Below are 24,043 nucleotides of genomic sequence, written 5' to 3' on the forward strand. Positions count from 1 at the left end.
TTTTTGCAGATTCCAAAATCTCCCGTTTCCTACTATAATTAACACTATGAAAAAGAACCCAAACCGTGCGATCACCCATCAAATGTTAGAACGGCTCACGTATATTCATAATCGGATAAAAGCTGAATGCTTTCCTAATGCATCCGAACTTGCAAAAGAACTGGAGTACAGTATTCCGACAATAAATCGCGATATAACGTTTTTACGGGATCGGTTTAATGCACCCATTGCATATAATGCGCAAAAGAAAGGATTTTATTACAGCGAAAAATATGAAATGCCGATTCAAAATATTTCGCAAAAAGATGTAACAGCGCTTGTTGCTGCAAAAACGCTGCTGCAGCAATATCAGGGAACGCCGATCTACAAAGAACTCGTTGCCGCCATTGATGTTATTACGTTTCCGCAAAGGCAAGGAACGGGAGCCTTTATTGACCGTATCGCCGTTCCGCCGATGCCCTATGCTATCATCGATGAAGCGGTATTTACCGCACTCTACCAAGCGATGATTCAAAACCGCACGATCGAATTCGATTACTGCGGCGTATTGGATAGAGGAAAGGTACACCGGCGTGTCCGTCCGTATCAGCTCCTTTTTGATGACGGACGATATTTTCTATTCGGCTATGCAGAGGAACGCCAAGCGGAACGGCTTTTTTATATTCCGCGTATTGAAAACCTTTGCATTACCGATGAGCTTTTTACACTGCCCGAAAATTACGACTTTATCTCCCGCTGCGGCGGCGGAAGATTCGGCTCATTTATGGAACCGGAAACCGTTACCTACCGCATTGCATTCTACGGCGAGTCTCGTCTCGCAATAAAAGATTCCGTATGGGCTGATGATCAAAAAATTACCGAATATGATGAAGAAGGGAAAACCGAAATAGTCTTTTCCGCAGCGCAAGGCTACCGGATATTGAAATGGGTCTTGTCTCACGGCTCAAACGCACAGCCGCTTGAACCGGAAGATTTTGTGCAAGACTGGCAAGCGGAAATACAGGCTATGGTAAGGCGGATTTCCGGCGTTTAAATCCTTCGACACGGGCGCTTGCAGGGCAATCGAGAGGGCTTCTATCCCCGCGCTTCAGATAGCGGTAGCCTACTCCGGCAATCATGGCGGCATTATCCGTGCAGAGCTTGAGCGGCGGGAAGATACACGTTAAACCTTTTTGTTCGGCGAGTTTTTCACGAAGCAGCGAATTTGCAGCAACGCCGCCGCCTGCGACAATCGTGTGCAGTCCCGTATCTTCAACCGCCCGCAGCAGGGAACGCAGTAATATTTTAACGGCTCTTGATTGAAAGGCCGCCGCGATATTTTCGGGCGTTTTTTCATATCCGGGATTCCAGAATTGATCGATTTGATTGATAACCGCGGTTTTTAATCCCGAATAGGACACGTCATACCGGCGGCCGGATTCGTGCAGTACCGGCATCGGAAAGTTCGCAGCCTTTGGGTCGCCGTTTTTGGCCAGCCGGTCGATAATTACGCCGCCCGGATAACCGAAATCGTAGAACTTTGCAACCTTATCGAATGCTTCGCCCGGCGCATCGTCAATGGTACTACCGAGCACTTCGATTGAATCAAAATCGTATACTTTACAGATAAGCGAATGTCCGCCCGACACTAAAAGACCGAGGTAGGGATAAGGAATGTCTTGTTCAAGATGCGCCGCGTACAGGTGCCCGAGCATGTGGTTTACGGCAATAAAAGGTTTATTGCATGCCCATGCGAGGGTTTTCGCAAAGGTCAGCCCCACCAGCAGCGATCCCATCAGCCCCGGCCGATTGGTTACGGCGATACCGTCTATCGATTGCAATGTTTCACCAGCTTCCTGCAAAGCGGTTTTAACAACCGGTAATATCCATTCGGTGTGTTTCCTACTTGCAATCTCAGGCACGACACCCTTATATGCTTCGTGAAATGGTATTTGAGTTGCCACTACCGAGCTGATGATTTTATGTCCGTCCTCCACGACGGCGGCTGCCGTTTCATCGCAAGAGCTTTCTATTCCAAGTATCTTCATTCTATTATTCCTAGTGAAAATCCGTCTTCGATAAGCGCAGGATACATTTCGGTTAAAAGCTGCGCAAGCTCAACCGTAAAGACATGACCGATCATGATGGCAGAACCTTTCTGTCTCGCAATGCGCAACCCTTTTTTAATTTGCGTTTCCATTGCAGCGCGGCTCTTATCGTTATCAATAAAAATTGCCCGTTCCCAGACAGCCATGTTTTTCTCCTTTGCAACCTTCGCAACGACTGACCGAGCGGTTGTCCGCGAATCCAAAAAGAATATATGTTTTTCCGCTACGACATCCAAGACCGCGCTCATCGCTACCTCGTCCGCCGTCATCAGTGAGCCTTCGTGATTATTCATCCCGGCTACCGGCCAAATTTCTTCGAGATTTTTTCTGACGATTTTTTTGATTTGCTCCGCAGAAAGTCCCGGCGTAACAGCCCCCGGCCCCGGATTAATATGCAGATCGACCGATTGCATCGGCTGGTGCAGAATAACCTGTTTTCCGGCCTTGCGTATCCGCCGCGCCGACTCGCTAGAGTAGCGCAATCCGGGTAAAACTGCAATAGTACAGGGGAATGGCAGCCGCAAAAAGTATTCAAGCTGGTCGAGATTGTGCCCCGCATCGTCAAATACAAAGGTGAGGTTCCCTGCATAAGGAGCACGCTTGCGCGGCTTTTCCGGTTTTGCAGCAGGCTGCACCGGTTGCATTGTTTGCACGGTTTTTTTCTTATCGGGTACGGCAGGTTTTTCCGGTACGCTGTTTTTTTTCGATGCAGTATTTTTTTTATCAGGTGCAACGGATTTCTCCGGTATGGGATTCTTTTGCGGAGCCGGATGGACTACCGGTTTTTCTTTCTTCGCAGTATCTTTCTGTGCGGCAGAAGCGGTATGGGATACCGGCGCAGATGCAGCAGCAGGCGAATGCGGCGCCGGTTGTGCAGCCGGTGTTGTTTTTTTGGCAGTCAGTACTTTCTCCTGTGATGACGCCGTTTTTTGCTGCGCTGCCGGTGTGTTTTGCCGTTTTTGCTGCACCGCGGAATCGGTATGCGGCTGAGCTGCAACGGAAGGCTTCTGTGTTGCCGATGTATGCGCAGCTTCGGTTTTCGGTGTTTGTTCGGTTGACGGTATTTCCTTTTCAAGCGGAGTTTGCGCCGTACCGGTATCCGATTTTAAGGAATTTTTCAGATTAGGGACTAATTTCAGTACTAAAACAAGATTAAAACCCAAAAGAAGGACGCACAATATCACCAACGCGGCAATGAGATTACCTCTCGAACGCTTCTTTCGGGCAGTGGAACTACGCGGCTTTTTCTTTGCTGTAGTACCGCTGCGGCTCTTCGTTTTTGACTGAGTTTGCGCCGCTGTTTTTTTCGGCGATGTTTTTTTGCTTGTTTTTCCTTTATCCTCTTTCTCGGGCATAGGCGAAAGCATAAAAACAGCGGGGGTTAATGTCAAGCGGTATTTGTGCAGAGAAACGTATCGCTCCCTTTTATTATGGAAAGGTATGAGATGGACAGAAATGAAATAAAAAATAATCGGGCAAGCCGGATTTGAACCGGCGACCCCAAGTCCCCCAGACTTGTACGCTAACCAACTGCGCTATTGCCCGTTTTGTTTCAATAACAAAGACAGATATTATCGATAAAGTTTCATTATGTCAATATGTCTTGTGCCGTGTTGGTATGTAACCATCGATTGACTTTTACCGTATTCCGTATATACTAGACACATTCGATAACTTCGTTGTCGAACAGGTTTACTAATATGTCTGTGAGGTTATATTATGAAAAAACATGTTGTAGGAATGTTAATCATTATTATCGGGTTACTCGTCTTGTTTGCTCCCTTCGGATTTGCTCATGTCTGTTTCCCTAAAGCTGACGGCGGTTTTATGAAGTGCCATTGGATGGGAGAAGCTGTCCGAATGCTCGGCGGTTTAATTGCCGCATTGGGCGTTGTGTTCTTACTGTTCAAGAGTTCCCGCATCGGTATCGCATTTTCCAATATCGGGCTCGGTGTTTGTCTGATATTATTGCAAACGGTTGTTATCGGTACCTGCAAGAATGTAGCCATGCCTTGTAACGTTTATACCAAACCCGTCATTTTACTGTTGGCAATCGTGCTGATAGCCATTAATGTCGGATATCTGTTCGTTAACAGAAAACGATAAATTTTGCCATTGGATTATTACGGTATGTTATTGCAAACAAAACAACTTTCCAGAACGTTTACCAGAAGCGGTTCCGATTTTTTTGCCGTTAAGGAGGCCGATTTCACTATCGATTCTTCCGATTTTGTCTTTATTGTCGGCCGCTCCGGTTCGGGAAAAACGACGTTATTGAACCTCATTTCGGGCATTTTAGAGCCGACTTCCGGTACGATTTTATTTGAAGATAAAGACATTACGATGATGAGCGATACCGAAAAAAGCTATTACCGTAATGAGTCGATAGGGTTTGTTCCCCAATCTCTCGGCGCTTTGCCGAATCTTTCGGTGCTGGATAATGTGCGCGTACCGTTTTTTTTATTTGAACGGGACGGCGATACCGAAGGGCGGGCGCTGAGCTTATTGGAAGTGATGGGGATAGCGCACCTCAAAGATGAAATGCCGAAAAATCTTTCAGGCGGAGAATCAAAGCGGATGCTTATCGCGCGCGCCTTGATGAATGCTCCCAAGCTGCTCATCGCTGACGAACCGACGGCAAACCTCGATGCGGAAACGGCTGCCGGTGTCATGCAGGCAGTAAAAGATGTAAACAAGCTCGGAACTGCCGTTCTTATCGTAACGCATGATTCCAATATCTTGGATCCGAATTGTACAACTTACCGGATGGACGCCGGTACCCTTTCAGAAGCATAGATTTTCCATAATATTGCTTTCTTATGTGTCTTATGCTATAAATTAAGACTAAATGATAGTCTGTATACATAGACGCCTTATCAGCAAAGCTGATAATAAGTGTTTTTATAAATGATTACAGCAGTATTGTCAGATGTCCTTCCGATTAAAAACATATCGGTCAGGAAAAAACTCGATTCTTTGTAAAAATTTCTAAAAAAAGTGATTTTCAGCAATTTTTTTAAGCCAAAATCGCAATGACGATATATAACAAAGATAAGAAGCACTGCAGCGGGGCAAAACGTGTCGGAAGTTCGGAAGTAAAGAGACTTTTGCAGAACGTCATTAGTAATGTTCTGACGGCACCGGCCGGGCGCACTATAACTATGGAGGCCATAAATGGCAAAAACAAAATCGGAAATAAATCAGGTAACCAATATTACCGATGCCGATGAAAAACTCAAAGCGTTGGAGGCTGCGCGCCTGCAAATTGAAAAACAATTCGGGCAAGGCTCGATCATGAAGCTCGGGGCAAAGACCGAGACAAGCGGCATCGAAGTAATCCCGTCGGGTAGTATCTTGCTTGATGAGGCGCTCGGTATCGGCGGTTATCCGCGCGGCAGAATTATCGAAATATTCGGGCCGGAGTCATCGGGAAAAACCACGCTTGCGCTCCATGTTGTTGCCGAAGCGCAAAAACGGGGTGGCATTGCGGCGTTTGTGGATGCCGAACATGCCCTTGACCCCCAGTATGCACAAAAACTCGGTGTTAATATCGATGAGCTATGGGTTGCCCAGCCCGATGCGGGGGAGCAGGCCTTGGAAATCACCGAAAACCTCGTTAGATCGGGCGCAGTAGACGTTATCGTCGTAGACTCGGTAGCCGCCCTTACGCCGCAAGCGGAAATCGATGGCGAAATGGGCGATTCGCACATGGGCTTACAGGCGCGTTTGATGAGCCAAGCGCTGCGAAAATTGACGGCCATTATCTCGCGGTCAAAATGTATTCTCATCTTTATCAACCAAATCCGCATGAAAATCGGCATTGCATACGGAAATCCTGAAACCACCACCGGCGGTAATGCGCTCAAATTCTATTCCTCGGTACGTATCGAAGTCCGCAAGGGCGAAGTGCTCGGCAAGGATGAAGATGAGGCATGGGGGAACAAGGTGCGCATCAAAGTGGTAAAGAACAAGGTCGCGCCGCCGTTTCGAAAAGTCGAATTGGAAATCCTATTCGGAAAGGGGATTTCTCCCTACGGCAGCTTGCTGGATTGCGCAGTAAAATACGAATTGATAGATAAAAAAGGCGCATGGTATTCATATAAAGAGGATAAGATTGGGCAAGGGCATGACAATGCCGTCAAATTCTTGGAGGATAACCCCGATATCGCAATCGATCTTGAAAAGACCTTGCGCGCGCAGCTGTTCCCCAACCAAAAATATGTTTCGAGTTTTGTAAAAACCGATCAAGCCGCCGATTCCGGCTCTGCAGGCAAAACACCGTCCGGTTCAGGCGAAGCGGCTGCGGCAAAGACAGGGGCATCAAAAGCGGCCGCTTCCGTAAAACCGGGAGATACAAAGGCTGATAAAGAAGCCGATGCTCAGACCGCTCCGGCAGGGAAAAAATCCATGCTCGAAAAGGCCGCTCTCGCGAGCGGCAAAACTGAAAGCTTGAATGCCAGTTCTGCGGCAGTATCCGCTGCGCATAAATCAAAGCCGGGCAGCGCTTTTGACGGCGACAACGAACTCTTTTAACCTGCCCGATATCACAGGGTAATCGCATCAGACAGATAAATAAAAATCGCAAAATAAATAGGCTATGAGACCATTTGAGCCGCAAAGCGGCGAAATTCTGGTTGAATAGCCTATTTATTTTGCGGGAAATATAGCAAAACAGTCTGATGCGATTACCCTCCTGAGGGCAGTACCTTCGTCCATGCGGGAAGCAGCTTTTGCGGATCCTGCCGCTCGGTGATGAGCGCCGTAAAAAGCGGTTCCAGCTGAGGCAGCGCTGCATCCAGCAGGGTAAATTCTTCTTGAGAAAAGGGAGAGAGCACATAACCTGCAATATCGGGATGCTCGGCGCTGCTGCTTTTTTTTCCGCCCGGACGCCCGATACCGATCCTGAGCCGCCAAAAGTCCGGCGTTCCCAGCGCTGCCTTTATTGAGCGAAGCCCGTTGTGCCCGCCAAGTCCTCCCGACCACTTGAGGCTCAAGGCGGCAGGCGGCAGTTCAAGCTCATCGTGTACAACAAGTATTTCTGCCGGAGGAATTTTGAAAAACTGGGCAGCCTCCCCTACTGATTCGCCCGATAGATTCATATATGTTTCCGGCTTTAAAGCATGGACAGCCTGCCCCCCGCTCACTGCTGCCGGAAAACGCCCGTACAGGCCGCGGAACTTATGCTGCCACGAAATTCCCCTGCAAATAGATAAACGATCCGCAGCAATCCACGCTGCGTTATGCCGGGTGCGTTCATACTCCCGCCCGACATTTCCCAAAAATGCTATTAACGAAATCATCTTTTTTAACCTGAAATTATTCTTTTACCTTCGTGTCGATTATGATCGTAACCGGTCCGTCGTTGTGAATTTCCACCTGCATATCCGCTCCGAATTGTCCGGTTTTTATCGGCTTACCAAGCGCTTCGCTCAGTTTGCGGATACAGCATTCATAGAGCGGGATTGCAATCGAAGGATCCGCCGCTGCATTGAAGGACGGGCGGTTTCCTTTCTTGGTACTGGCAAACAGGGTGAACTGACTGACCAGCAAAATGTCTCCCTGCACATCCGCAAGGGCACGGTTCATCTTCCCCTCATCGTCTTCGAAAATCCGCATCTGTACGATTTTCTTAACCAACCAATCTATATCGTCCTCAGTATCTTCAGGACAGATACCGAGCAAAATAACAAAGCCCTTGCCGATGGTCTGCGTTTCAAAGCCTTCAATAGCCACACTTCCCGACCGTACCCGCTGTATTACCGCCCGCATAGCACACACTCCTTATCATTTCTTCCATATTATGTCCTTATTATGTCCTTCCGCGCTTGCGAATATTCGAGGTTTCAGTATAGTATAATAACAAAATTAAGCATATAACGTACCGGTATTGTTTCGATCGGCATTGGGAGTGCACTTTACAATGGATACACAAAACATAGAACTTTTACAAGCGGGATTAGCCGCATTACATATTGAAGATCGGCAAGGCAAACTGGCAGATATGTTAACGCGATACATTCGCGAACTTGAAACGTTTAATGCCGCATTTAATTTGATAAAGGTACAAACCACTCAAGAGCTGATTATCAAGCATATCCTCGACAGTCTTGCACCGTGGGAAGCATTAGCGCACCGGCTCGATTCACACAAAAGCGAAGACACCTGTACTATTGCGGATATCGGATCAGGAGCAGGGCTGCCGGGTATTCCGCTTGCATGTCTGTTTTTACTTAAAACGCCGAGCATTAAATTTACACTGATAGAGCGGATGCACAAACGATGCGCTGTTTTGGAAAACATACAAGCCATGCTGGGGCTGACCAATACCGCCGTGCTGGAATCCGAGGCGGAAAAAGCTCCTGCCGATTATTTCGATATTGCCGTGTTCCGTGCATTTCGCCCACTTGACCGAACCATGTTGGCTACGCTGCAAAAACGAATCCGCAGTACCGGTATCTTAGCCGCCTATAAAGGAAAAGCAACCGCAATTGAAGAAGAGATGCAAGCATTGGGGACTCATAAACCGGACTATCAGATGATACCGGTACAAACACCCTTTTATGACGCGGAACGGAATCTCGTTATCATCTCAAAGGAAAAGCTTTAAGACGCCTCTTAAAATACGATCTATAGACCTATTCTGAAACTTTCGTTTTCGAATAGGTCTACAAGTTCACGCACCGCATTTCAAGGTAACCTGTTCAGAAACGGAAGTTTCCGAACAGGTTTGTTATTGAACAGCTCTATTCCGAAGGATGCGAAGCAAATTTAACCGAGTTTTTAGAGGTTCCGTCTATTATTGACACCAATAATTTATTTGCATTTAGCTCTGACAGGGGGTATAATAGAACCGTACTATCGGGAGGCTCTCGAAGCTTCCATCTTTAGAGCTATCCCGTTGTAATTAAAGGAGGCTCATGATGAAAAAAAATGTACTAAAACGGTATCTGGATTCCAACTTGTTAAGGCGAATCCTTGGAGCGCTGATACTCGGCGCAATTACCGGTATTGTACTCGGTTTCTTCCCCAATGCGGTGCAGCCATACGTTACCTATACGAAGTTTTTCGGCGATGTATTTATTCGATTACTGAAAATGATAGTTGTACCTGTCGTATTCTTTTCAATTATTTGCGGTTCAGCCAGTATTGAACCGGCAAAATTGGGGCGGATCGGTGTTAAAATCATTATCTATTATTTGCTGACCAGTGCTCTTGCCGTATTTGTCGGACTTGTGTTTGCTAATCTGCTGCGTCCCGGCTTCGGTTTTTCGGTTATCGGTTCGGCAGCTGCAAAGGCAAAGATCAGCGAAGCGCCTGCAATGAATCAAATTCTCTTAAAAATGATTCCTACTAACCCGATGGAGGCTTTGGCTCAAGGGGATATGCTGCCCATCATATTATTTGCAATGCTGTTCGGTTTTGCCGTTTCTTTTGTCCGCGGTTCAAAAGACGAATTGCTTCGTAAAAGCGGTGATACGGTATTTTACGGTTGTAACGGGGCGGCAGAGGCAATGTATAAAATCGTCGGCGGAATTATGCAATACGCACCGATCGGTGTATTTGTTTTAATTTCGATCGTATTTGCCCAACAAGGACCGCAGGCGATAGGGCCGCTTTTAATGGTAACACTCTGTGCCTATCTCGGCTTTGTCGTACAGACGATTGCGGTGTACGGCGCTATTCTTGCCGCGTCGAAAGTTTCGCCGATAACCTTTTTCAAAAAGATTCACGAAATTATGATTACCGCTTTTGTAACCCGTTCGTCATCGGGAACGTTGCCGGTTACCATGCGCGTGGCAGAAGAAAATTTGGGGATTCCGCGCAGTATTTCTTCGTTTACACTGCCGCTCGGCGCAACAATCAATATGAACGGAACCGCCATCTACCTTGGTGTTTGCGCAATGTTTATCGGTTACGCAATCGGTTCCCCGCTGAGTATTGCCCAGCAGATTACTGTTGTACTTACGGCAACGTTGGCAGCGGTCGGCACTGCGGGTGTTCCGGGGTCGGGAGCCATTATGCTGCTGATGGTGCTTGATTCCTGCGGCTTAAAACTCACTGAAGGGTCGGCTGTAGCGGCTGCTTATGCAATGATTCTCGGAATTGATGCACTGCTTGATATGGGAAGAACTTGTATCAATGTAACAGGCGATGTCGTAGGTACACTCATCGTGTCACGGCAGGAAGAAAAATACCAAACGTCAAATCAGGCAGAGGTCTAAGGAAACACTGGGGCTGTCCAAAAACAGAAAGCCTGTCTGTTTTTCTGTGCAATACCGTTTGGACAGTCTCTTAATTCTATGGGAAATTTTATTTTACGACTTACCACGAAAAAACAAAAAACATAGTAAAACTTGACAAATAGGTAAGAGCAGGTTACCCTTTTAAAAGAGCATCTTGATACAAACTAAAATACTTTTAAAGAAGCTCATGGGCATCTCTAAAAACTCGGTTAGATTTTTAGAGATGCCCGACGAGTTTTTTGATAAGGCTTTACATTATTATGACTTATCAAAAAACATCGCAAAAGGAATCTAAGGAAAACCTCTAAAAACTGAGGTTTTTAGAGGTTCAATCATCAATTTGGAGGAAATTATGAAACGTATGTTGAAGCTCTGTGCCGCACTGTTGATTGCCGGTGTCTTGCTGAGCGGGTGCGATACGAAAAAAACAGACGCATCCAAAACCAATTCGGAAAAGCCGATTGAAATCTCATTGTACTATTCAGACAATGCGACGCTCCCTTTTAAGGCCGATTGGCTCACCGTGCAGGAATCGGAAAAGCGCTCAAACACGAAATTACACTTTGAACCGATACCGATTGCCGATTATAATACAAAAGTATCGTTAGCCTTAAATACCGGCAACGGTCCCGATGTAATCCTTTACCAAAACACCAACGGAGAAAACGGATCGTTGGCATTAAACGGTGCGCTTATACCGATCAGCGATTATGCCGACTGGACTCCGAACTTTAACGCACAGGTAAAAAAATTCGGATTGGAAAAAGACATTGACGCAGTTCGCCTCAAGGATGGAAAATATTACTATCTGCCTTCTTTATTCGACGTTCCCTTTTACGACGGTGGATTGATTTTGCGTGAGGACATACTGAATAAATACGGCTTATCTCAGCCGAAAACATTTGACGACCTCTATGTCTATTTAAAGAAATACAAGCAAGATAATCCCGACTCATACCCCCTGACGATTTTGGCCGGCCCTCGGGTTTTATACAGAATGACAATGCCATCATTCGGAATCAGCCTCAGCAAAAACTCCTCAACCGGTACCGGCGTTTTAAGCTGGGACTATGAGCAGGGCAACTATTTTGCAGGCGCCGTAACGGAAATGTATCAGTCCTATGCACGGTTCCTTGCAAAGCTTTACAAAGAAGGTTTGTTGGATCCTGAAATGGCCGATCCCATCGACGGCGACAAATGGGCGCAAAAACTTGCTACCGGTAAAGCAGTTGCTACGTATGCGTACTATGACCAAATCGGCGGCGTTACCGGCAAATCGGCTATCGAAGGCTTTAAGCTGCAAATGTATCCGCCGCTCGCAGGTCCTGCAGGCGCTCACCATCAGCCCAAGAGCAGAACACAATGGGGTATCATGTTCCCGTCAAAGACCGCAAAACGCGCTGACTTTGAACAAATTGTCCGTGCAATTGATGATATTTTCTTCAGCGATGAAGGGGCAAAGCTCTGGTGTCTCGGCGTAGAAGGCGTAACCTATACGGTTGAAAACGGTAAAATCCAGTATGCAAAAGAAATTACCGAAGCTCCTGAAGGTATTTACAAGACGATGCAGTTAAAATACGGATGCGGCGCCGATACGACGCAGCTGGTATGGATCAACAGCAGAGAAATGACCAAGTATGACGACAATTATGCCCGCATCAATGCAGAAGTAGAAAAAATGGATATGGCGATCCAACCCATTCCCCCTACTCCGCTGTTTGATGATGCTGTCGCCGAAGAAGCAGGTATCCTGCGTACTCCGCTCTTAGACACATTTGAAAAATGGAACAACGATTTTATCACCGGGAAAAAAGATATTGATAAGGATTGGAATGCCTATGTTACCGAAATGAATAATGTCGGCATTGAAAAGTACCTTACACTCTATAACGAGCATGTAAGGAAATAACCTCTTGCTGCGCCTGCATAAGCATCGCTTTGCGGGCGTATTGGGCATCTCTAAAAACTCAGGTATAGCTTTTAGAGATGCCCAATTATTTTTTAACGCTATGAATCAAAGAACAAAACGCTATTTTCATCAATATTGGCAGCTTTATGCGATGCTTCTGTTGCCCTTAATTTATTTTATCATATTCAAATATGTCCCGATTTTCGGTAATGTACTTGCATTCAGACGATATCGTCCGGGTCTCGGCGCATTCGGTACTGAATGGGTTGGGCTGCGCTATTTTACGATGTTTTTTAAAGACCCAGCTTTTTGGCGGGCATTTAGGAATACGCTGACTTTATCGCTGATGAATTTACTCATAAACTTCCCGATACCGATTATCTTTGCGCTCCTTTTAAACGAAATACGTTCCGTTTTTTTAAAGAAATTTGTACAAACGGTTTCATATATGCCGCGCTTTATTTCAACCGTTGTCGTTATTGCAATGGCTGCGGAAATTCTTTCGCCGAGTACCGGTATTTTAAATCTTCTGTTAAAAAATACTTTCGATATGCAGCCGATCTATTTTATGAATGAACCGTCTTATTTTAGAGTACTATATATTTTCACCGACACATGGCAATATATGGGTTGGACTGCCATTATCTATCTTGCGGCAATTACGGGAATTAACGAAGAATTATACGAGGCGGCGAAGATCGATGGAGCAGGAAAATTGCAGCAGATACTGTATATCACTATACCGTCTATCTTGCCGACTATTATGGTGATGCTTATTCTGGAAATAGGTCGATTACTGACGCTTGGCTTTGAAAAAATCCTGCTTATGTATACCCCGAACAATGCGGATGTCAGCGATATTATCGCAACACTTGTATACCGCACCGGCTTGGCAAATCAGAACTATTCGTATGCAACCGCAATCGGATTATTTACCGGTGTTATCGGCATCTTCCTCGTGGCATCTGCAAATGCAGCCAGTAAACGCCTCACCGACGAAAGTATCTATTAAAAAGTACCCATTAACACGGAGTGATCTATGCAATCAAGAAAAAACTCGTTCAGCATTTTTAATCTTATCCTCTTTATTGTGATGGCATTTGTCGTACTCATCTGCATTGTACCGTTTATATATATGATTGCCCTGTCTTTCTCCGACCCCGCAGCCATTATGCAGAACAAAGTATCGTTTTTACCGGTGGGATTTACGACGGCAGCATATAAGCAAATATTCACATATCCGAATTTCTTTAGGGCGTACGGTAATACTATTTTCTATACTTTTTTTGGCACCCTTATTGCACTCTGTTTTACCTCGACCTTTGCGTATCCGCTTTCAAAGAAATTTTTACGGGGAACCGGCATCATCATGAAGCTGATAGTCTTTTCGATGTTTTTTTCAGGAGGTTTAATCCCCACCTATCTGCTTATTTCTTCATTGCATTTAACGGGTACGGTATTCGCGATACTGCTTCCCTTTGCCATCAATCAATTCCACCTGATTATCTTGATAAACTTTTTTAAAGCCTTTCCGCATGAACTGGAAGAAGCTGCATTGATAGACGGACTCGGCTACTTTAGAATTTTTACGCAGATTGTCATTCCTCTTTCGACTCCTGCTTTGGCGGCAATCGGTCTGTATACGGCAGTATTCTTTTGGAACGATTGGTTTAACGGATTAATTTACTTAAAGTCTTCACAGTTTCCCGTTATGCTTTTTTTGCGTAATATCGTCAACGGTACGGCAACAATGGGAGACGGCGCCGGCAGCGCAGATATGTCGGTTATCGGTATTTCGATTAAAGCCGCCGTCATTATCGTTTCAACGCTGCCGATTATCCTGCTGTACCCCTTCCTGCAAAAATACTTTGTGAAAGGGCTGACAATCGGCTCGGTAAAAGGCTAAACAGTAAAAGGCTAAATAGCATATATCACGTAAGCGGTGTTGTAAAACCGGCAGTTTCTACAACACCGTCTTTTTTTATCGGCGGCTTTCGGAGCTGCTGCCGGCAGCGGTTTCAAAATCGGCTTTAATTTTTTCCAACAAGGTACCGATATCATTTTGATAGATAAAATCCCAACCAACCCATGAGAATTTTTTATCGGCCGATAAACGATTATCGACGGACGGATTGGTAGACGGAAAGAAACCGCTTTGCGCAAAAACCGTACCGGTCTTTTCCGAAAGGAAAAACGACACAAAATCTTTTGTGAGCGCTTCGGTATCTTTCTTTACCAGCATAAAAATAGGAGCGACAATCGCGCCGTCCTTCGGCCAAACCGTCTTCAGAGGAGTCCGCTCGTCTATCATTTTAGAGAAAAAATAAGGACTGATACTGACGACAGGCTGCGCAGCCGCAGCGCTCTTTCCTCCTTTTACCATTTGAGCAGGATGCATATAAGCGCTGCAAGCCTTTCCTAATTTCTTAATGCCTTCATCACCAAAACGCGCGTAGATATTAAGGATGACAGAATTGAATAAATCCAAATCGCCGAATGGAATAGCGACGGAATGTTCAAATTCGGGAGATAAAATATCCTCCCATGTTTTCGGCACTTTCCGACCATTCAATAGAGCAGTATTTACAATCATAATTGCAGGAACGACGCCGATAATGGCGTAATTTTTTTTCTCATCCCGCAAATCGATATAGTCATTGCAAAAATCTTTATTGACCGTATCAAGTGCACAGTGGAATTCCTTGTTTTCAATAAAAGAGCCCATCAGTTTTTTATCAAAGAACAGTTCAAAACCGGCAGACAGGAGCACATCCGGCAGGTTTTCTTTTTTACCGGTTCTTGCCAGATCGATTATCCAATCAATACCGAGATTAGCCGATCTTAGATCATATCTGATTTTATAGTTTTTCTTTTCCAATTCTTCCTTATGCGTTTCGACATAATCGGAATAAAATGCTTCAAAACTTTCCAACAGCGGAATCCGTATCGGGCACGGTAAAACACCTTCAATCCTGATCGTTTGTTTTCCGTCTTCCGGTTCAACACGGTTATTATTCTTTGCCTTTAAACTCAGATCAATATGCGCAAAACCGGAGGAGGCTGTTTGTTCGATAACCTCAACCAGTTCCTGCTCGCAACGAACGATATCCAATTTCTTAGAAAGAAAAGCTTTTTCAAGTGTGATTTTCTTTCCCATCAATTTGCGCATGACCGGATTAGTGAGCGACGTAAATCCCTTCCCTGCCAAATAGCGAATTGTTTCGGGGTACCGTTCCGTAACGTCAAAGACCGTTTCGTTCATATTAAAATAATTATTCATAATCTTCCTCCAATAAGAGATATATAGTAGACTATTTACCACCGATACTTTTGGGCATCTCTAAAAACTCGGTTAGCTTTTAGAGATGCCCGACGAGTATTTTTTATAGATTTTTATATTGTAATAATTTATAAAAAATACATCGCAAATAAGCTTAAGGAAAACCTCTAAAAACGGAAGTTTTTAGAGGTTCCCTTTAAAAAGCCCCGCATATGATGCAAAGGAAGGACGCTGTGAATCCGTTATTCAAAGATATTCCCGCAAAGGAACTGGAAACCTATCTTACCGCCGTCAAGGCAAAGACCGCCGTCTATCCAAAAGACAGTTTCATTTTCTTTGAAGGTGACCTCCCCAAGGCATTGTTCGTTCTTAAATCGGGAGTTGTCCAAATCGAAAAAAATGATATCGACGGTAAACGAATCATTATGAACCGCTTTGAAACACCGGAAACAGTCTTCGGTGAAGTCTATGCTTTCTTACAATCCATCCCGTATGATTATTCATGCAGGATAATCGCCGATGCGGAAATTCTCAGTATTCCGGCAAATATATTTTCGGCTGCTTCAACACTGCCTGCCGTACAAACAAAAATTGTACGGAACCTTTTGTCTATTTTTGCGCATAAAACCTATTTTTTAAACCAGAAGCTACTAATCTTTTCATCATTTACGCTACGCAAAAAAATAGCCGTGTATCTGTTACAGCAAGCACGCGGTCAGCCTAAAATAACGCTTACACTGAACCGAGAAGCTATGGCCGAATATCTTGCCGTTCCGCGCCCTTCCCTATCCCGCGAATTGATGAATATGCAAAAAGACAAGCTGCTAACGATATCCAAAGATACCGTAACCGTTAATATCGATAGGCTCGAGAATCTTGCATAAATCAATTCTACAGTAAAACTGACTCCAAAAACTCTAATTTTTAGAGCTATGTAGACTATAGCATAACGAAAGCAAGGATTCTGTACCATTTGTTACCGAATAAATTATTAATATAAAAAGAGATACTATGAGAACAAATAAGATTAGCAGTCAGATTTTCGATATTCAATTTTTTCGATATTCGTTTTTCGATTGCTTGACTAAAGCCGTAAAATAAAGTATTGTAATGCTTTCTTGGGCCTATAGCTCAGTTGGTTAGAGCAGCGGACTCATAATCCGCGGGTCGCCGGTTCAAGTCCAGCTGGGCCCATTTTCCCCCTCACAACAATTTCTACAAGTAACACCGGAGTCTACAGCATTGCGCTGTAGAGAACTCACAATTTTCTATCTATTTTTATAAATTGCAAATCGATTAACGTAATCTACTATTGGGAATCTTTGTTCCGGCAAGACGGATGAGTTCTTCTGTTTCAGCCTGTGTATATGGACGGATTGCATTCCATGCGGGATTAAGACAGTTCCCCGGTAAAAAGGGAGCAAAAAACCATGCGGCATCGGAAGGGAGTAATTCTGAAATAGCGCGTATATCCTCGTCGCCTACAAGCGGCGGAACAAGAACTGTTCTATATTCGATTTCTACCGGCCGACAAAATGTTTGCTTTTTCTGCAAAATCATCAGCGTCCGTCTCAGCGCAGCTTCAGGCTGTTCAGTCATCGGATCAGTCCCTGCCGGACAACAAAATCTGAGTTCATGATAACGGGCGGGGGCGGTCTTTATATCGACGGCTATCATATCCGGACAGAGCGCTTCGTCGTGCAAGAGCGAATACATTCTATCCGGCAATAAACCGTTTGTATCAAGCTTAACGGCAAGCCCTGCCTTTCGTGCCCGCAGAATAAGTTCCGGTAAGACCGGAGACAGGAGTGCTTCGCCGCCCGAAATAACGAATCCGCGCAGTACCGGCTTCCGCTTTTCGATATGCTCATAGACCGTTTCGAGCGGTACGTAGTCATTAGTACCGCCCTGTAATGACTGAGCGGCAGGACCTTCCGAAACGGATGCACATACAAGCTCGCCGTTATAACAATACGGGCAGCGCAAATTACAGCCGGGCAGAAAAACCGCAGCGGCAACCTTGCGCGGATAGTTGACAAGCGTGGTTTTCTGCAAACCGACATTCATAGATTATGCGATAACCGCTTCTGCCGTATACGGGGTCAAATGATACGCTTTAAGATCGGCAACCGAATATGCGCGGGAAAGCTCTTTTTCCGATTCGTTATACATGATAACGGTAGGACAGGAGCGGACTCCGTGCTTTGCAGCTGCTTTAATGCCTTCTTCGGTATCGGCATCGATATAATGGATAGCAATACCGAGATTATTGCAGTAATCTTTAACAGGGGGGCAATTGGGACACGTCTTTCGTGTATATACCTCAAAAAAGGCAGGATATTGAATTGACGGTGTTTCCGTACCCGATACGGCACTTTGCCCTGCATAGAAGGAGATTTTCGGATTTTCGTGCTCGAACATTTTTCGTTCTGAAAACTCTTCACGCTTGCCCTTATTCCAATTACGGACGGAACGGTAATAACCGACTATACGTGCATATACTTCCGTTGTGGAACCGTGTACGTTTTGCAGTTCGGACTGTGTAGCTGCAATATCGGCATCGATTGCTTCTCTTGTTCTCATGGTGTCTTATCCGCCTTTTTATAGAGTTACGTTTCACTATATAAGTTTATCTATATAGCGTTTATTATGCTTGTATTTGCTATAATACCCCCATATATAGTGTATGTCAAGAGGTCAAACAAAATCCGGCTTTGTCGTGAAACTCCTTACCCTATAGTTGACCAAGTATCGGTTTTTATGTATCATAGCCTGTATTTTATACTTGCAGGAACATTTCTAAAAACTGCTATTTTTAGTAGTTCCTACTATATTGAATTGATTCATTTCCGGGAGGATTAACGTGAGCGTAAAAATCAGACTCAAGAAATTCGGGACAAAAAAGCGTCCGTATTACCGCATCGTGGTACAGGATGTCCGCGAACCCCGCGACGGTAAAACCATCGACGAGGTAGGCATTTACCATCCTATCGAAGCGGAAGAGCGGCAAATTGCTTTTGATGCCGATAAGGTACGCGGTTGGCTTAATAAAGGCGCTCAGCCGACCGACACTGTTCGTCACTTACTCAACAAAAAACAATTCACGTTATAGGTCGGCTATCGAACATGGAACGTGATTTAGTCGAGTACATTGCAAAGTCGCTTGTCGATGATCCCAGCGCTGTTTCCGTGTCGGAAAAAGAAACCGATCGCGGCATTGTGTTGGAGTTACGTGTTGCAAGCGGTGATGTTGGAAAGGTAATCGGAAAATTCGGAAGGGTTGCTCAGGCAATTCGGACGTTGCTTATGGCATCAGCCGGCAGGAGCGGGACCCGTTATTTGCTGGAAATTCTTGATTAATGGACTGGCTCATAACCGGTAGGGTTCGGGGTACATTCGGTCTTGAAGGCTTTATCAAAATAGAAAGCTGTTCGGGCGAATATGAGCATTTTTTAAACTTAACAGAGATAAAGCTGCGGCTTTCATGCAAAGAACCGGAAGGGCAGCGTCCCGAAACATCCTATCAGGTTGAAGAGTGTGTTATCCGTAATGCGGATGCATTATTAAAACTACGAGGTATCGATTCGCCTGAGGCGGCAAAGAAGCTGCACGGAGCGGATATATTGGTTCCTCGGGATATGGCTTGCCCGCTTGAACGCGGCGAGTTTTATATCAATGATCTTTGTAATTCCGACCTTGTGTACAAAGGAAATTCTGTGGGTACAATTGCAGATGTAGTGGAAGGCGGAGGCGGATTGTTATTGGAAGTCTCCGAGGCTGCAACAGGCAGAACCGTGTATGTTCCGTTTCGCTCTCAATTTATCGGGAAGATAAACATAGCGGCAAAGCAGGTTGAGCTTATGCACCGCTGGATTCTCGAATGAGATTCAATGTGCTGACCTTGTTTCCCGAAATACCCGCCGCCTTTTTCGAATCGTCGATCATGGCGAAGGCGGTCGAACGGGGGCTTATTACCTACAATCTGGTGAATATCCGCGACTTTGCTTACGACAAGCATCGAACCTGTGATGATCTAACCTACGGCGGCGGGGCGGGAATGCTCCTCTTGCCGCAGCCACTTGCGCTCGCGCTCGATTCCGTGCAGGCTGCCGAAAAACGAGTTATCTATGTAACTCCTTCCGGCAAACCCTTTACGCAATCATGTGCAGCAGAGCTTGCACGAGAAAAAGAACTCGTGTTTATCTGCGGCCGCTATGAAGGAATTGATCAACGAATCATCGACGAATACGCCTGCGATGAAATTTCGCTCGGCGATTACGTGATGTCCTCAGGTGAACTTGCTGCACTCGTAATAATAGACGCGGTGTACCGCTTGATCGACGGCGTTATTTCCCGCGAATCCCTTGAAGAGGAGAGCTTTTCCGACGGTTTGTTGGAATACCCCCAGTACACACGGCCGCAGATATTCAGGGACAGGGCTGTTCCTGAAGTGCTTCTGTCCGGCCACCACGAGCACATTCGTAAATGGCGGCTTGAACAGCGGATTAGAAAGACGCTTGCCATGCGTCCCGACTTGCTGACAGCGATCCGTAGTTCGCCTGAATGGACAAAAGAAGCGGAACTTATTTTACAGGAGATAACAAATGGCAGAGAATTTAATTCGTAAGATTGAAGAAAAACAAAAGATTGTCGAAAAACCTTCTTTTAGAGTGGGCGATACCGTAAAGGTACACTTCAAGATTATTGAAGGAAAAACCGAACGTATTCAGATATATGAAGGCTTGGTACTGTGTTTTAAAAATGCGGGTATCGGCCGGACATTCACGGTAAGAAAGAACTCTTACGGCGTTGGTGTCGAGCGCGTATTCCCGCTTCACTCGCCGCGTATTGCAAAGGTGGAAGTTGTGCATACCGGTAAGGTACGCCGTGCTAAGCTGTACTACATCCGCGAGAAGATCGGTAAGGCAGCAAAGATTAAGACACTGCTGCAGAAAAAGAACTAGCGGATATGCAAACCGTAGCGGAACGGTCGGCGCTTATTATTCCGTTAAGCTGGAACACTGCGCTTAATAAGACCGTTCTTTTACACGGGAATACTGCTGCCGGTTTTACCGAAAACGAGCCGGTAACGGTTCGGGTACTGTCATTCCTTAAAAATAATATGGTGCGGATTGCCGTTAAAGGTTCCGTACTACAAGCGCAGACAAAAGCTCTTTCTCAGGATATTCGAGAAGGAGCTTTTTTATTGATGCGCGTTCATATTAACGAGAATACCGTGGTACTAACACCATACCGGAAACATATACTGCCGCAAATCCCGCATGGCGATGTATTTACCCAGCTCGCCATACCGCAGTCCGACCTTACGGCGGCATTGATCGCCTTTTTCCGTCAAGCCGAACAGCCGCTTCAATCCCGCCCACTTTTAAAAATCCTTTCTTCGCTCTCTGCGTTTGCCCCGCACGAGAAAAAAGCTGCTTTTGCCGCAGCGCTCCTCTACTCCCGCGGCATTGAACCTTCGCCACAGCTGATTGCACAATGCCTCACAGCGCTTTTCGGCCTTTCCGATAAGCAGGGAAGAACCGCTGTCGAAGAATGGGACGACCAAGACCTCTTTCGTTTCCTCAATCATGTAAAAACAGGCAAAAACCACTGGGTAGTATTCCCGTTTGAAAAACAGCTCAACACACTCTGGAAAGGTTCGGCAGCATTTTTGCTTGACCTGCAGGATACGGTGTGCCGTGAATGCTGTCTGCGGGTGCGAAGTGAAAAAAAGCAGGAATCTTGGACGTTTACGCTCAAGGATCACCAATGTCTTTTTTCCTATCGAGGGCAAGACGAACTTTCACTACAAAAACAGGAAAAACTCACGGCATTGCTACAAACTTGTCTGGAATCCGCAGGAGTTACGTCATATACCGTACATTATGCCGATAATAATAGAGAAGAGAATCATACCCTTGCATCAATTGATATATCCGTGTAGTATAGACGTGGAGTGAGGTATGACTTTTTTATATTACCGTGAAGATAAAAAACGATAATATGAGCAGAGCACGGGACTGTTCGGTGGCATTGTCATATACATTTGGGGAGAGTGTTCCGCTGATTACCGCCTCAGGACGCGGTACAGTTGCGCAAAAGATACGGGAAATTGCCGATAAATGTCATATTCCCCTCATCAATAACCCTCTGTTAGCGGAAGTGTTGGTTGAAGCCGAAATAGGCTCTTGCATTCCCGAAGAAACGTATCAAGCGGTTGCCGCTCTTTTTGCATTTCTTCAAAAAAAGGATGGGATAATCGGTGCTTAGGCGAATTAAGGTAGAAGATTTAAAAGAAGGTATGCTGTTTTCAGAACCGCTGTTCTTTGACGACGGTAAAAATAGAGTTCTGGGCAAAGGGTATCCGGTTTCTGAACGTGAACTATCGGTATTAAAGCAATGGAAAGTACCTTTTGTTATGACAGCCGGTAAAAGCATAAAAAAAAGAGCGGAATTAGATGAAAAATTAGATGCACTACCCGACAAAGGGGGAGCTCCTACCGCTAAAACAGCTAACAAAAACACTCAAAAGAAAACAGCGGAAGAAAATACTATTTTACAGCTTCCGGATATTTTAACGCACAGCGAACTGTATACCGAATATTTGGCGATTATCCTAACACTGGATATCTTTTTAACCGAGGTAAAAAAAAGAAAACCAATATCACCCCGCCCCATAGATGGAATTGCCCTGAGACTCCGTAATTTGCTCGCCGCCAATAGACCGCTCGCTATTTCATTCATCTTATCAGCCCAAATTCCTGAACGAGAGATGGCAAAAGCCCTCGTGGATACCGCTATTTTAGCTGAAACCATCGCAAAATTCATGAATCTTCCGGAAGATTATATTGATGACATAGTGCTCGCTTCCCTACTACACGATTGTGGGATGCTAAGAATTCCCGATGCCATTTTAAACAAGAAGACTGCGCTTTCAGATACTGAAATGCAGACCGTTGCGGCTCATACCGTCTATGGATATAAAGCCGTATTATCGGAATTTATGTATACCGAACGGGTCGCGATGCTTGTTTTGCAGCACCACGAACGATGGGACGGCAAAGGATATCCGAACGGACTTGATAAAGAATCCATCGAAATAGGCGCCCGTATCATCGCTGTTGTAGATGCCTTTGTGGCGATGACCGCACAAAAGGCGTATCGTAGTGCACTGCTCGGTTATGATGCGATGAAAACCTTACTTGCGGATAAGGGACGCCGTTTTGATTACGAAGTTATCAAAGCTATGATTCAAAGTATCGGTGTATATCCCATCGGTTCAATAGTGTTGATGAACGACACATCCATCGCCCGTGTTGTGGGTACAGCTCCCGAAGCGCCGTTGCGTCCGTCGATTAGAGTAATCATTGATGAAACCGGACATCTTTATCCCAATAATAAGGGTAAACTTATTGATCTGAAGGAATACAAAAATACTTTTATTGTCAAGGCTATTGACCCGCTACAGTATCAGCAAAAAAAGTGATGGAAGAACGGCTTGGCCCGGCAGGAGAATCTTATGCAGCAAAATGGCTTGAACAGCAAGGATATTCCATCATTGCCCGAAACTGGCGTACAAGAACCGGCGAAATTGACATCATAGCGGAAAAAGGTGAAAGACTTGTTTTCTTTGAAGTGAAGACATTGCCTCACACATCGCTTGCAGACTTGGATATTATTGTCGGAAATAGAAAACAGGAAAGGATTTGTAAAACCGCTAAATATTTTCTCTTAACTCATCGAAAATATAACAAGATGCATATACGTTTTGATGTTCTTGTGTTGCCGTTTGACCCGCGAACAACGGAAGGACTCGAGCCTTTGCATTTAGAGAATGCTTTTGAGGATTATGTATGAATGTTGGCGTGTTTCCAAAAAAAGAGCGGTATACCCCCCGCAAATACTTTACCGAATCCGACTTTCGCGAAATGGAAACAAAACTCAAGGATGAGGCGTATATTCAAGCTGCAATATATCGATTAGCATCGATATTGACCGAACAGATGATGTACATGAAGGATGATGAATAATGAGTAATAGGCGGGGACACAGAAGAGATAATCATTATACCGAAACTGCCGCAACAGACAATAAACCGTATACCGGCTCAAATCATAATGAACCTACAGAACTTTTTATCTGTGCACGATGCGGGAAACCCATCAAAGATTTAAGCGCTGCATTAGCGGATAAAACAGACGGCAAGCCTGTGCATTTCGATTGCGTATTGAATTTTTTAAGGCAAAATGAAACCTTACAGGAAAATGAAGCGATTTCTTATATCGGACAAGGAAGATTTGCCGTTATCAAATATGCTTCAATGGTAACGATGAAAGAGTTCACGATTGTAAGAATCATCGAGTGGGAAGATAAAAATCAACGCGCAGAATGGCGAAGCACCATTGCCGACCGTTTCAGCTTAATCGATTGAGCAGCCATCAGCGTATATCCTAAGCACACTTCCGGACAGCCTATTTGCAAAAGGCATCGCGTATAAATTGCAAGGGGTATCGCATAATTC

The 24,043-nt window shown here is 45.2% G+C and carries 28 protein-coding genes and 2 tRNA genes; 22 read left to right on the forward strand and 8 right to left on the reverse strand.

The window, feature by feature from the left end:
- The first annotated feature begins 46 nt into the window (after positions 1 to 46).
- Positions 47 to 1,033: a helix-turn-helix transcriptional regulator gene (locus HGH47_RS08735; RefSeq protein ID WP_432911795.1), complete on the forward strand. Its 987-nt coding sequence runs from the start codon at positions 47 to 49 to the stop codon at positions 1,031 to 1,033.
- On the opposite strand, the gene tsaD is transcribed toward HGH47_RS08735, so the two are convergent.
- From tsaD to HGH47_RS08750, 3 genes are all read right to left on the reverse strand, one after another.
- A complete protein-coding gene (gene tsaD / locus HGH47_RS08740; protein WP_432911798.1) occupies positions 1,005 to 2,027 on the reverse strand; it encodes a tRNA (adenosine(37)-N6)-threonylcarbamoyltransferase complex transferase subunit TsaD in 1,023 nt (340 codons plus the stop codon). The two genes, HGH47_RS08735 and tsaD, sit on opposite strands and share 29 nt — an antisense overlap.
- Complete coding sequence (locus HGH47_RS08745; RefSeq protein WP_432911801.1) at positions 2,024 to 3,442, reverse strand: divergent polysaccharide deacetylase family protein; 1,419 nt, start codon at positions 3,440 to 3,442, stop codon at positions 2,024 to 2,026. Before HGH47_RS08745 ends, tsaD begins: the two co-directional genes overlap by 4 nt.
- Before the next feature lie 116 nt (positions 3,443 to 3,558).
- Positions 3,559 to 3,632: transfer RNA gene (locus tag HGH47_RS08750), tRNA-Pro, on the reverse strand.
- 174 nt (positions 3,633 to 3,806) lie between these two features.
- Here HGH47_RS08750 and HGH47_RS08755 point away from each other — a divergent pair.
- The 3 genes from HGH47_RS08755 (at position 3,807) to recA (ending at position 6,620) form a co-directional block, all read left to right on the forward strand.
- On the forward strand, positions 3,807 to 4,193 hold the full coding sequence (locus tag HGH47_RS08755; protein WP_212564937.1) for a DUF4418 family protein: 387 nt from the start codon (positions 3,807 to 3,809) through the stop codon (positions 4,191 to 4,193).
- A gap of 24 nt (positions 4,194 to 4,217) precedes the next feature.
- Positions 4,218 to 4,883 (forward strand): ABC transporter ATP-binding protein, encoded by a 666-nt coding sequence (locus HGH47_RS08760; protein ID WP_432911805.1) that lies wholly within the window; start codon positions 4,218 to 4,220, stop codon positions 4,881 to 4,883.
- 378 nt (positions 4,884 to 5,261) lie between these two features.
- The gene (gene recA, locus HGH47_RS08765; RefSeq protein WP_212564939.1) at positions 5,262 to 6,620 is read left to right on the forward strand and encodes a recombinase RecA; all 1,359 of its coding nucleotides are present in this window, start codon (positions 5,262 to 5,264) and stop codon (positions 6,618 to 6,620) included.
- Positions 6,621 to 6,772: 152 nt separating this feature from the next.
- On the opposite strand, the gene pth is transcribed toward recA, so the two are convergent.
- Both pth and dtd read right to left on the reverse strand, forming a co-directional pair.
- Positions 6,773 to 7,387, reverse strand: a complete 615-nt coding sequence (gene pth / locus HGH47_RS08770; protein WP_432911809.1) for an aminoacyl-tRNA hydrolase — start codon at positions 7,385 to 7,387, stop codon at positions 6,773 to 6,775.
- Between the two features lie 16 nt (positions 7,388 to 7,403).
- Positions 7,404 to 7,856: a D-aminoacyl-tRNA deacylase gene (dtd, locus tag HGH47_RS08775; RefSeq protein ID WP_212564940.1), complete on the reverse strand. Its 453-nt coding sequence runs from the start codon at positions 7,854 to 7,856 to the stop codon at positions 7,404 to 7,406.
- A 151-nt stretch (positions 7,857 to 8,007) separates the two neighbouring features.
- On the opposite strand from dtd, the gene rsmG reads away from it, so the two are divergent.
- The 5 genes from rsmG to HGH47_RS08800 all read left to right on the forward strand — a co-directional run bounded on the left by rsmG (position 8,008) and on the right by HGH47_RS08800 (position 14,145).
- Positions 8,008 to 8,694, forward strand: a complete 687-nt coding sequence (rsmG, locus tag HGH47_RS08780; protein ID WP_432911812.1) for a 16S rRNA (guanine(527)-N(7))-methyltransferase RsmG — start codon at positions 8,008 to 8,010, stop codon at positions 8,692 to 8,694.
- Between the two features lie 313 nt (positions 8,695 to 9,007).
- A complete protein-coding gene (locus HGH47_RS08785; RefSeq protein ID WP_432911815.1) occupies positions 9,008 to 10,309 on the forward strand; it encodes a dicarboxylate/amino acid:cation symporter in 1,302 nt (433 codons plus the stop codon).
- Between the two features lie 373 nt (positions 10,310 to 10,682).
- A complete protein-coding gene (locus HGH47_RS08790; RefSeq protein ID WP_253674946.1) occupies positions 10,683 to 12,239 on the forward strand; it encodes an extracellular solute-binding protein in 1,557 nt (518 codons plus the stop codon).
- 4 nt (positions 12,240 to 12,243) lie between these two features.
- Positions 12,244 to 13,251 (forward strand): ABC transporter permease, encoded by a 1,008-nt coding sequence (locus tag HGH47_RS08795; RefSeq protein ID WP_432911819.1) that lies wholly within the window; start codon positions 12,244 to 12,246, stop codon positions 13,249 to 13,251.
- Positions 13,252 to 13,278: 27 nt separating this feature from the next.
- Positions 13,279 to 14,145, forward strand: coding sequence for a carbohydrate ABC transporter permease (locus tag HGH47_RS08800; protein WP_253674944.1), 867 nt, complete (start codon positions 13,279 to 13,281; stop codon positions 14,143 to 14,145).
- A gap of 75 nt (positions 14,146 to 14,220) precedes the next feature.
- On the opposite strand, the gene HGH47_RS08805 is transcribed toward HGH47_RS08800, so the two are convergent.
- Positions 14,221 to 15,519, reverse strand: a complete 1,299-nt coding sequence (locus HGH47_RS08805) for an ABC transporter substrate-binding protein (protein ID WP_432911823.1) — start codon at positions 15,517 to 15,519, stop codon at positions 14,221 to 14,223.
- A 233-nt stretch (positions 15,520 to 15,752) separates the two neighbouring features.
- Here HGH47_RS08805 and HGH47_RS08810 point away from each other — a divergent pair, with 233 nt between their 5' ends.
- Positions 15,753 to 16,403, forward strand: coding sequence for a Crp/Fnr family transcriptional regulator (locus HGH47_RS08810; protein WP_432911826.1), 651 nt, complete (start codon positions 15,753 to 15,755; stop codon positions 16,401 to 16,403).
- A 236-nt stretch (positions 16,404 to 16,639) separates the two neighbouring features.
- Positions 16,640 to 16,713 (forward strand) — tRNA-Ile (locus HGH47_RS08815).
- Between the two features lie 102 nt (positions 16,714 to 16,815).
- Here the strand turns inward: HGH47_RS08815 and HGH47_RS08820 are convergent.
- Both HGH47_RS08820 and nrdD read right to left on the reverse strand, forming a co-directional pair.
- Positions 16,816 to 17,586 (reverse strand): radical SAM protein, encoded by a 771-nt coding sequence (locus HGH47_RS08820; RefSeq protein ID WP_432911829.1) that lies wholly within the window; start codon positions 17,584 to 17,586, stop codon positions 16,816 to 16,818.
- A gap of 3 nt (positions 17,587 to 17,589) precedes the next feature.
- The gene (gene nrdD / locus HGH47_RS08825; RefSeq protein ID WP_253674940.1) at positions 17,590 to 18,102 is read right to left on the reverse strand and encodes a glutaredoxin family protein; all 513 of its coding nucleotides are present in this window, start codon (positions 18,100 to 18,102) and stop codon (positions 17,590 to 17,592) included.
- Positions 18,103 to 18,382: 280 nt separating this feature from the next.
- Between nrdD and rpsP the strand changes: the two genes are divergently transcribed.
- From rpsP to HGH47_RS08880, 11 genes are all read left to right on the forward strand, one after another.
- On the forward strand, positions 18,383 to 18,631 hold the full coding sequence (gene rpsP / locus HGH47_RS08830; protein WP_253674939.1) for a 30S ribosomal protein S16: 249 nt from the start codon (positions 18,383 to 18,385) through the stop codon (positions 18,629 to 18,631).
- A 14-nt stretch (positions 18,632 to 18,645) separates the two neighbouring features.
- The gene (locus tag HGH47_RS08835) at positions 18,646 to 18,879 is read left to right on the forward strand and encodes a KH domain-containing protein (RefSeq protein ID WP_006188554.1); all 234 of its coding nucleotides are present in this window, start codon (positions 18,646 to 18,648) and stop codon (positions 18,877 to 18,879) included.
- Positions 18,879 to 19,403: a ribosome maturation factor RimM gene (gene rimM, locus HGH47_RS08840; protein WP_253674938.1), complete on the forward strand. Its 525-nt coding sequence runs from the start codon at positions 18,879 to 18,881 to the stop codon at positions 19,401 to 19,403. The genes HGH47_RS08835 and rimM overlap by 1 nt, the downstream gene beginning before the upstream one ends.
- On the forward strand, positions 19,400 to 20,146 hold the full coding sequence (gene trmD / locus HGH47_RS08845) for a tRNA (guanosine(37)-N1)-methyltransferase TrmD (protein WP_432911835.1): 747 nt from the start codon (positions 19,400 to 19,402) through the stop codon (positions 20,144 to 20,146). The genes rimM and trmD overlap by 4 nt, the downstream gene beginning before the upstream one ends.
- A complete protein-coding gene (gene rplS / locus HGH47_RS08850; protein WP_253674936.1) occupies positions 20,124 to 20,483 on the forward strand; it encodes a 50S ribosomal protein L19 in 360 nt (119 codons plus the stop codon). Before trmD ends, rplS begins: the two co-directional genes overlap by 23 nt.
- A gap of 5 nt (positions 20,484 to 20,488) precedes the next feature.
- Positions 20,489 to 21,466 carry a hypothetical protein gene (locus HGH47_RS08855; protein WP_432911839.1) on the forward strand — a complete coding sequence of 326 codons (978 nt, stop codon included), beginning with the start codon at positions 20,489 to 20,491 and terminating at the stop codon, positions 21,464 to 21,466.
- An 83-nt stretch (positions 21,467 to 21,549) separates the two neighbouring features.
- Positions 21,550 to 21,792: an EscU/YscU/HrcU family type III secretion system export apparatus switch protein gene (locus HGH47_RS08860; RefSeq protein WP_432911842.1), complete on the forward strand. Its 243-nt coding sequence runs from the start codon at positions 21,550 to 21,552 to the stop codon at positions 21,790 to 21,792.
- On the forward strand, positions 21,785 to 23,008 hold the full coding sequence (locus HGH47_RS08865; RefSeq protein WP_253674934.1) for an HD-GYP domain-containing protein: 1,224 nt from the start codon (positions 21,785 to 21,787) through the stop codon (positions 23,006 to 23,008). Before HGH47_RS08860 ends, HGH47_RS08865 begins: the two co-directional genes overlap by 8 nt.
- The gene (locus HGH47_RS08870) at positions 23,008 to 23,379 is read left to right on the forward strand and encodes a YraN family protein (RefSeq protein WP_212564951.1); all 372 of its coding nucleotides are present in this window, start codon (positions 23,008 to 23,010) and stop codon (positions 23,377 to 23,379) included. The genes HGH47_RS08865 and HGH47_RS08870 overlap by 1 nt, the downstream gene beginning before the upstream one ends.
- The gene (locus HGH47_RS08875; protein WP_212564952.1) at positions 23,376 to 23,552 is read left to right on the forward strand and encodes a hypothetical protein; all 177 of its coding nucleotides are present in this window, start codon (positions 23,376 to 23,378) and stop codon (positions 23,550 to 23,552) included. The genes HGH47_RS08870 and HGH47_RS08875 overlap by 4 nt, the downstream gene beginning before the upstream one ends.
- A complete protein-coding gene (locus HGH47_RS08880; protein ID WP_432911847.1) occupies positions 23,552 to 23,953 on the forward strand; it encodes a hypothetical protein in 402 nt (133 codons plus the stop codon). Before HGH47_RS08875 ends, HGH47_RS08880 begins: the two co-directional genes overlap by 1 nt.
- The last annotated feature ends 90 nt before the right edge of the window (positions 23,954 to 24,043 follow it).

Origin of the sequence: Treponema sp. OMZ 805 (assembly GCF_050937395.1) — a bacterium.
In the GTDB taxonomy this organism is placed as follows: domain Bacteria; phylum Spirochaetota; class Spirochaetia; order Treponematales; family Treponemataceae; genus Treponema.

Bases quoted from the DNA above. Each gene is read 5' to 3' on its own strand.
- HGH47_RS08735 (WP_432911795.1), top strand. From the start codon at position 47: ATGAAAAAGAACCCAAACCGTGCGATCACCCATCAAATGTTAGAACGG.
- tsaD (WP_432911798.1), bottom strand. From the start codon at position 2,027: ATGAAGATACTTGGAATAGAAAGCTCTTGCGATGAAACGGCAGCCGCC.
- HGH47_RS08745 (WP_432911801.1), bottom strand. From the start codon at position 3,442: ATGCCCGAGAAAGAGGATAAAGGAAAAACAAGCAAAAAAACATCGCCG.
- HGH47_RS08755 (WP_212564937.1), top strand. From the start codon at position 3,807: ATGAAAAAACATGTTGTAGGAATGTTAATCATTATTATCGGGTTACTC.
- HGH47_RS08760 (WP_432911805.1), top strand. From the start codon at position 4,218: ATGTTATTGCAAACAAAACAACTTTCCAGAACGTTTACCAGAAGCGGT.
- recA (WP_212564939.1), top strand. From the start codon at position 5,262: ATGGCAAAAACAAAATCGGAAATAAATCAGGTAACCAATATTACCGAT.
- pth (WP_432911809.1), bottom strand. From the start codon at position 7,387: ATGATTTCGTTAATAGCATTTTTGGGAAATGTCGGGCGGGAGTATGAA.
- dtd (WP_212564940.1), bottom strand. From the start codon at position 7,856: ATGCGGGCGGTAATACAGCGGGTACGGTCGGGAAGTGTGGCTATTGAA.
- rsmG (WP_432911812.1), top strand. From the start codon at position 8,008: ATGGATACACAAAACATAGAACTTTTACAAGCGGGATTAGCCGCATTA.
- HGH47_RS08785 (WP_432911815.1), top strand. From the start codon at position 9,008: ATGAAAAAAAATGTACTAAAACGGTATCTGGATTCCAACTTGTTAAGG.
- HGH47_RS08790 (WP_253674946.1), top strand. From the start codon at position 10,683: ATGAAACGTATGTTGAAGCTCTGTGCCGCACTGTTGATTGCCGGTGTC.
- HGH47_RS08800 (WP_253674944.1), top strand. From the start codon at position 13,279: ATGCAATCAAGAAAAAACTCGTTCAGCATTTTTAATCTTATCCTCTTT.
- HGH47_RS08805 (WP_432911823.1), bottom strand. From the start codon at position 15,519: ATGAATAATTATTTTAATATGAACGAAACGGTCTTTGACGTTACGGAA.
- HGH47_RS08820 (WP_432911829.1), bottom strand. From the start codon at position 17,586: ATGAATGTCGGTTTGCAGAAAACCACGCTTGTCAACTATCCGCGCAAG.
- nrdD (WP_253674940.1), bottom strand. From the start codon at position 18,102: ATGAGAACAAGAGAAGCAATCGATGCCGATATTGCAGCTACACAGTCC.
- HGH47_RS08835 (WP_006188554.1), top strand. From the start codon at position 18,646: ATGGAACGTGATTTAGTCGAGTACATTGCAAAGTCGCTTGTCGATGAT.
- rimM (WP_253674938.1), top strand. From the start codon at position 18,879: ATGGACTGGCTCATAACCGGTAGGGTTCGGGGTACATTCGGTCTTGAA.
- trmD (WP_432911835.1), top strand. From the start codon at position 19,400: ATGAGATTCAATGTGCTGACCTTGTTTCCCGAAATACCCGCCGCCTTT.
- rplS (WP_253674936.1), top strand. From the start codon at position 20,124: ATGGCAGAGAATTTAATTCGTAAGATTGAAGAAAAACAAAAGATTGTC.
- HGH47_RS08855 (WP_432911839.1), top strand. From the start codon at position 20,489: ATGCAAACCGTAGCGGAACGGTCGGCGCTTATTATTCCGTTAAGCTGG.
- HGH47_RS08870 (WP_212564951.1), top strand. From the start codon at position 23,008: ATGGAAGAACGGCTTGGCCCGGCAGGAGAATCTTATGCAGCAAAATGG.
- HGH47_RS08875 (WP_212564952.1), top strand. From the start codon at position 23,376: ATGAATGTTGGCGTGTTTCCAAAAAAAGAGCGGTATACCCCCCGCAAA.
- HGH47_RS08880 (WP_432911847.1), top strand. From the start codon at position 23,552: ATGAGTAATAGGCGGGGACACAGAAGAGATAATCATTATACCGAAACT.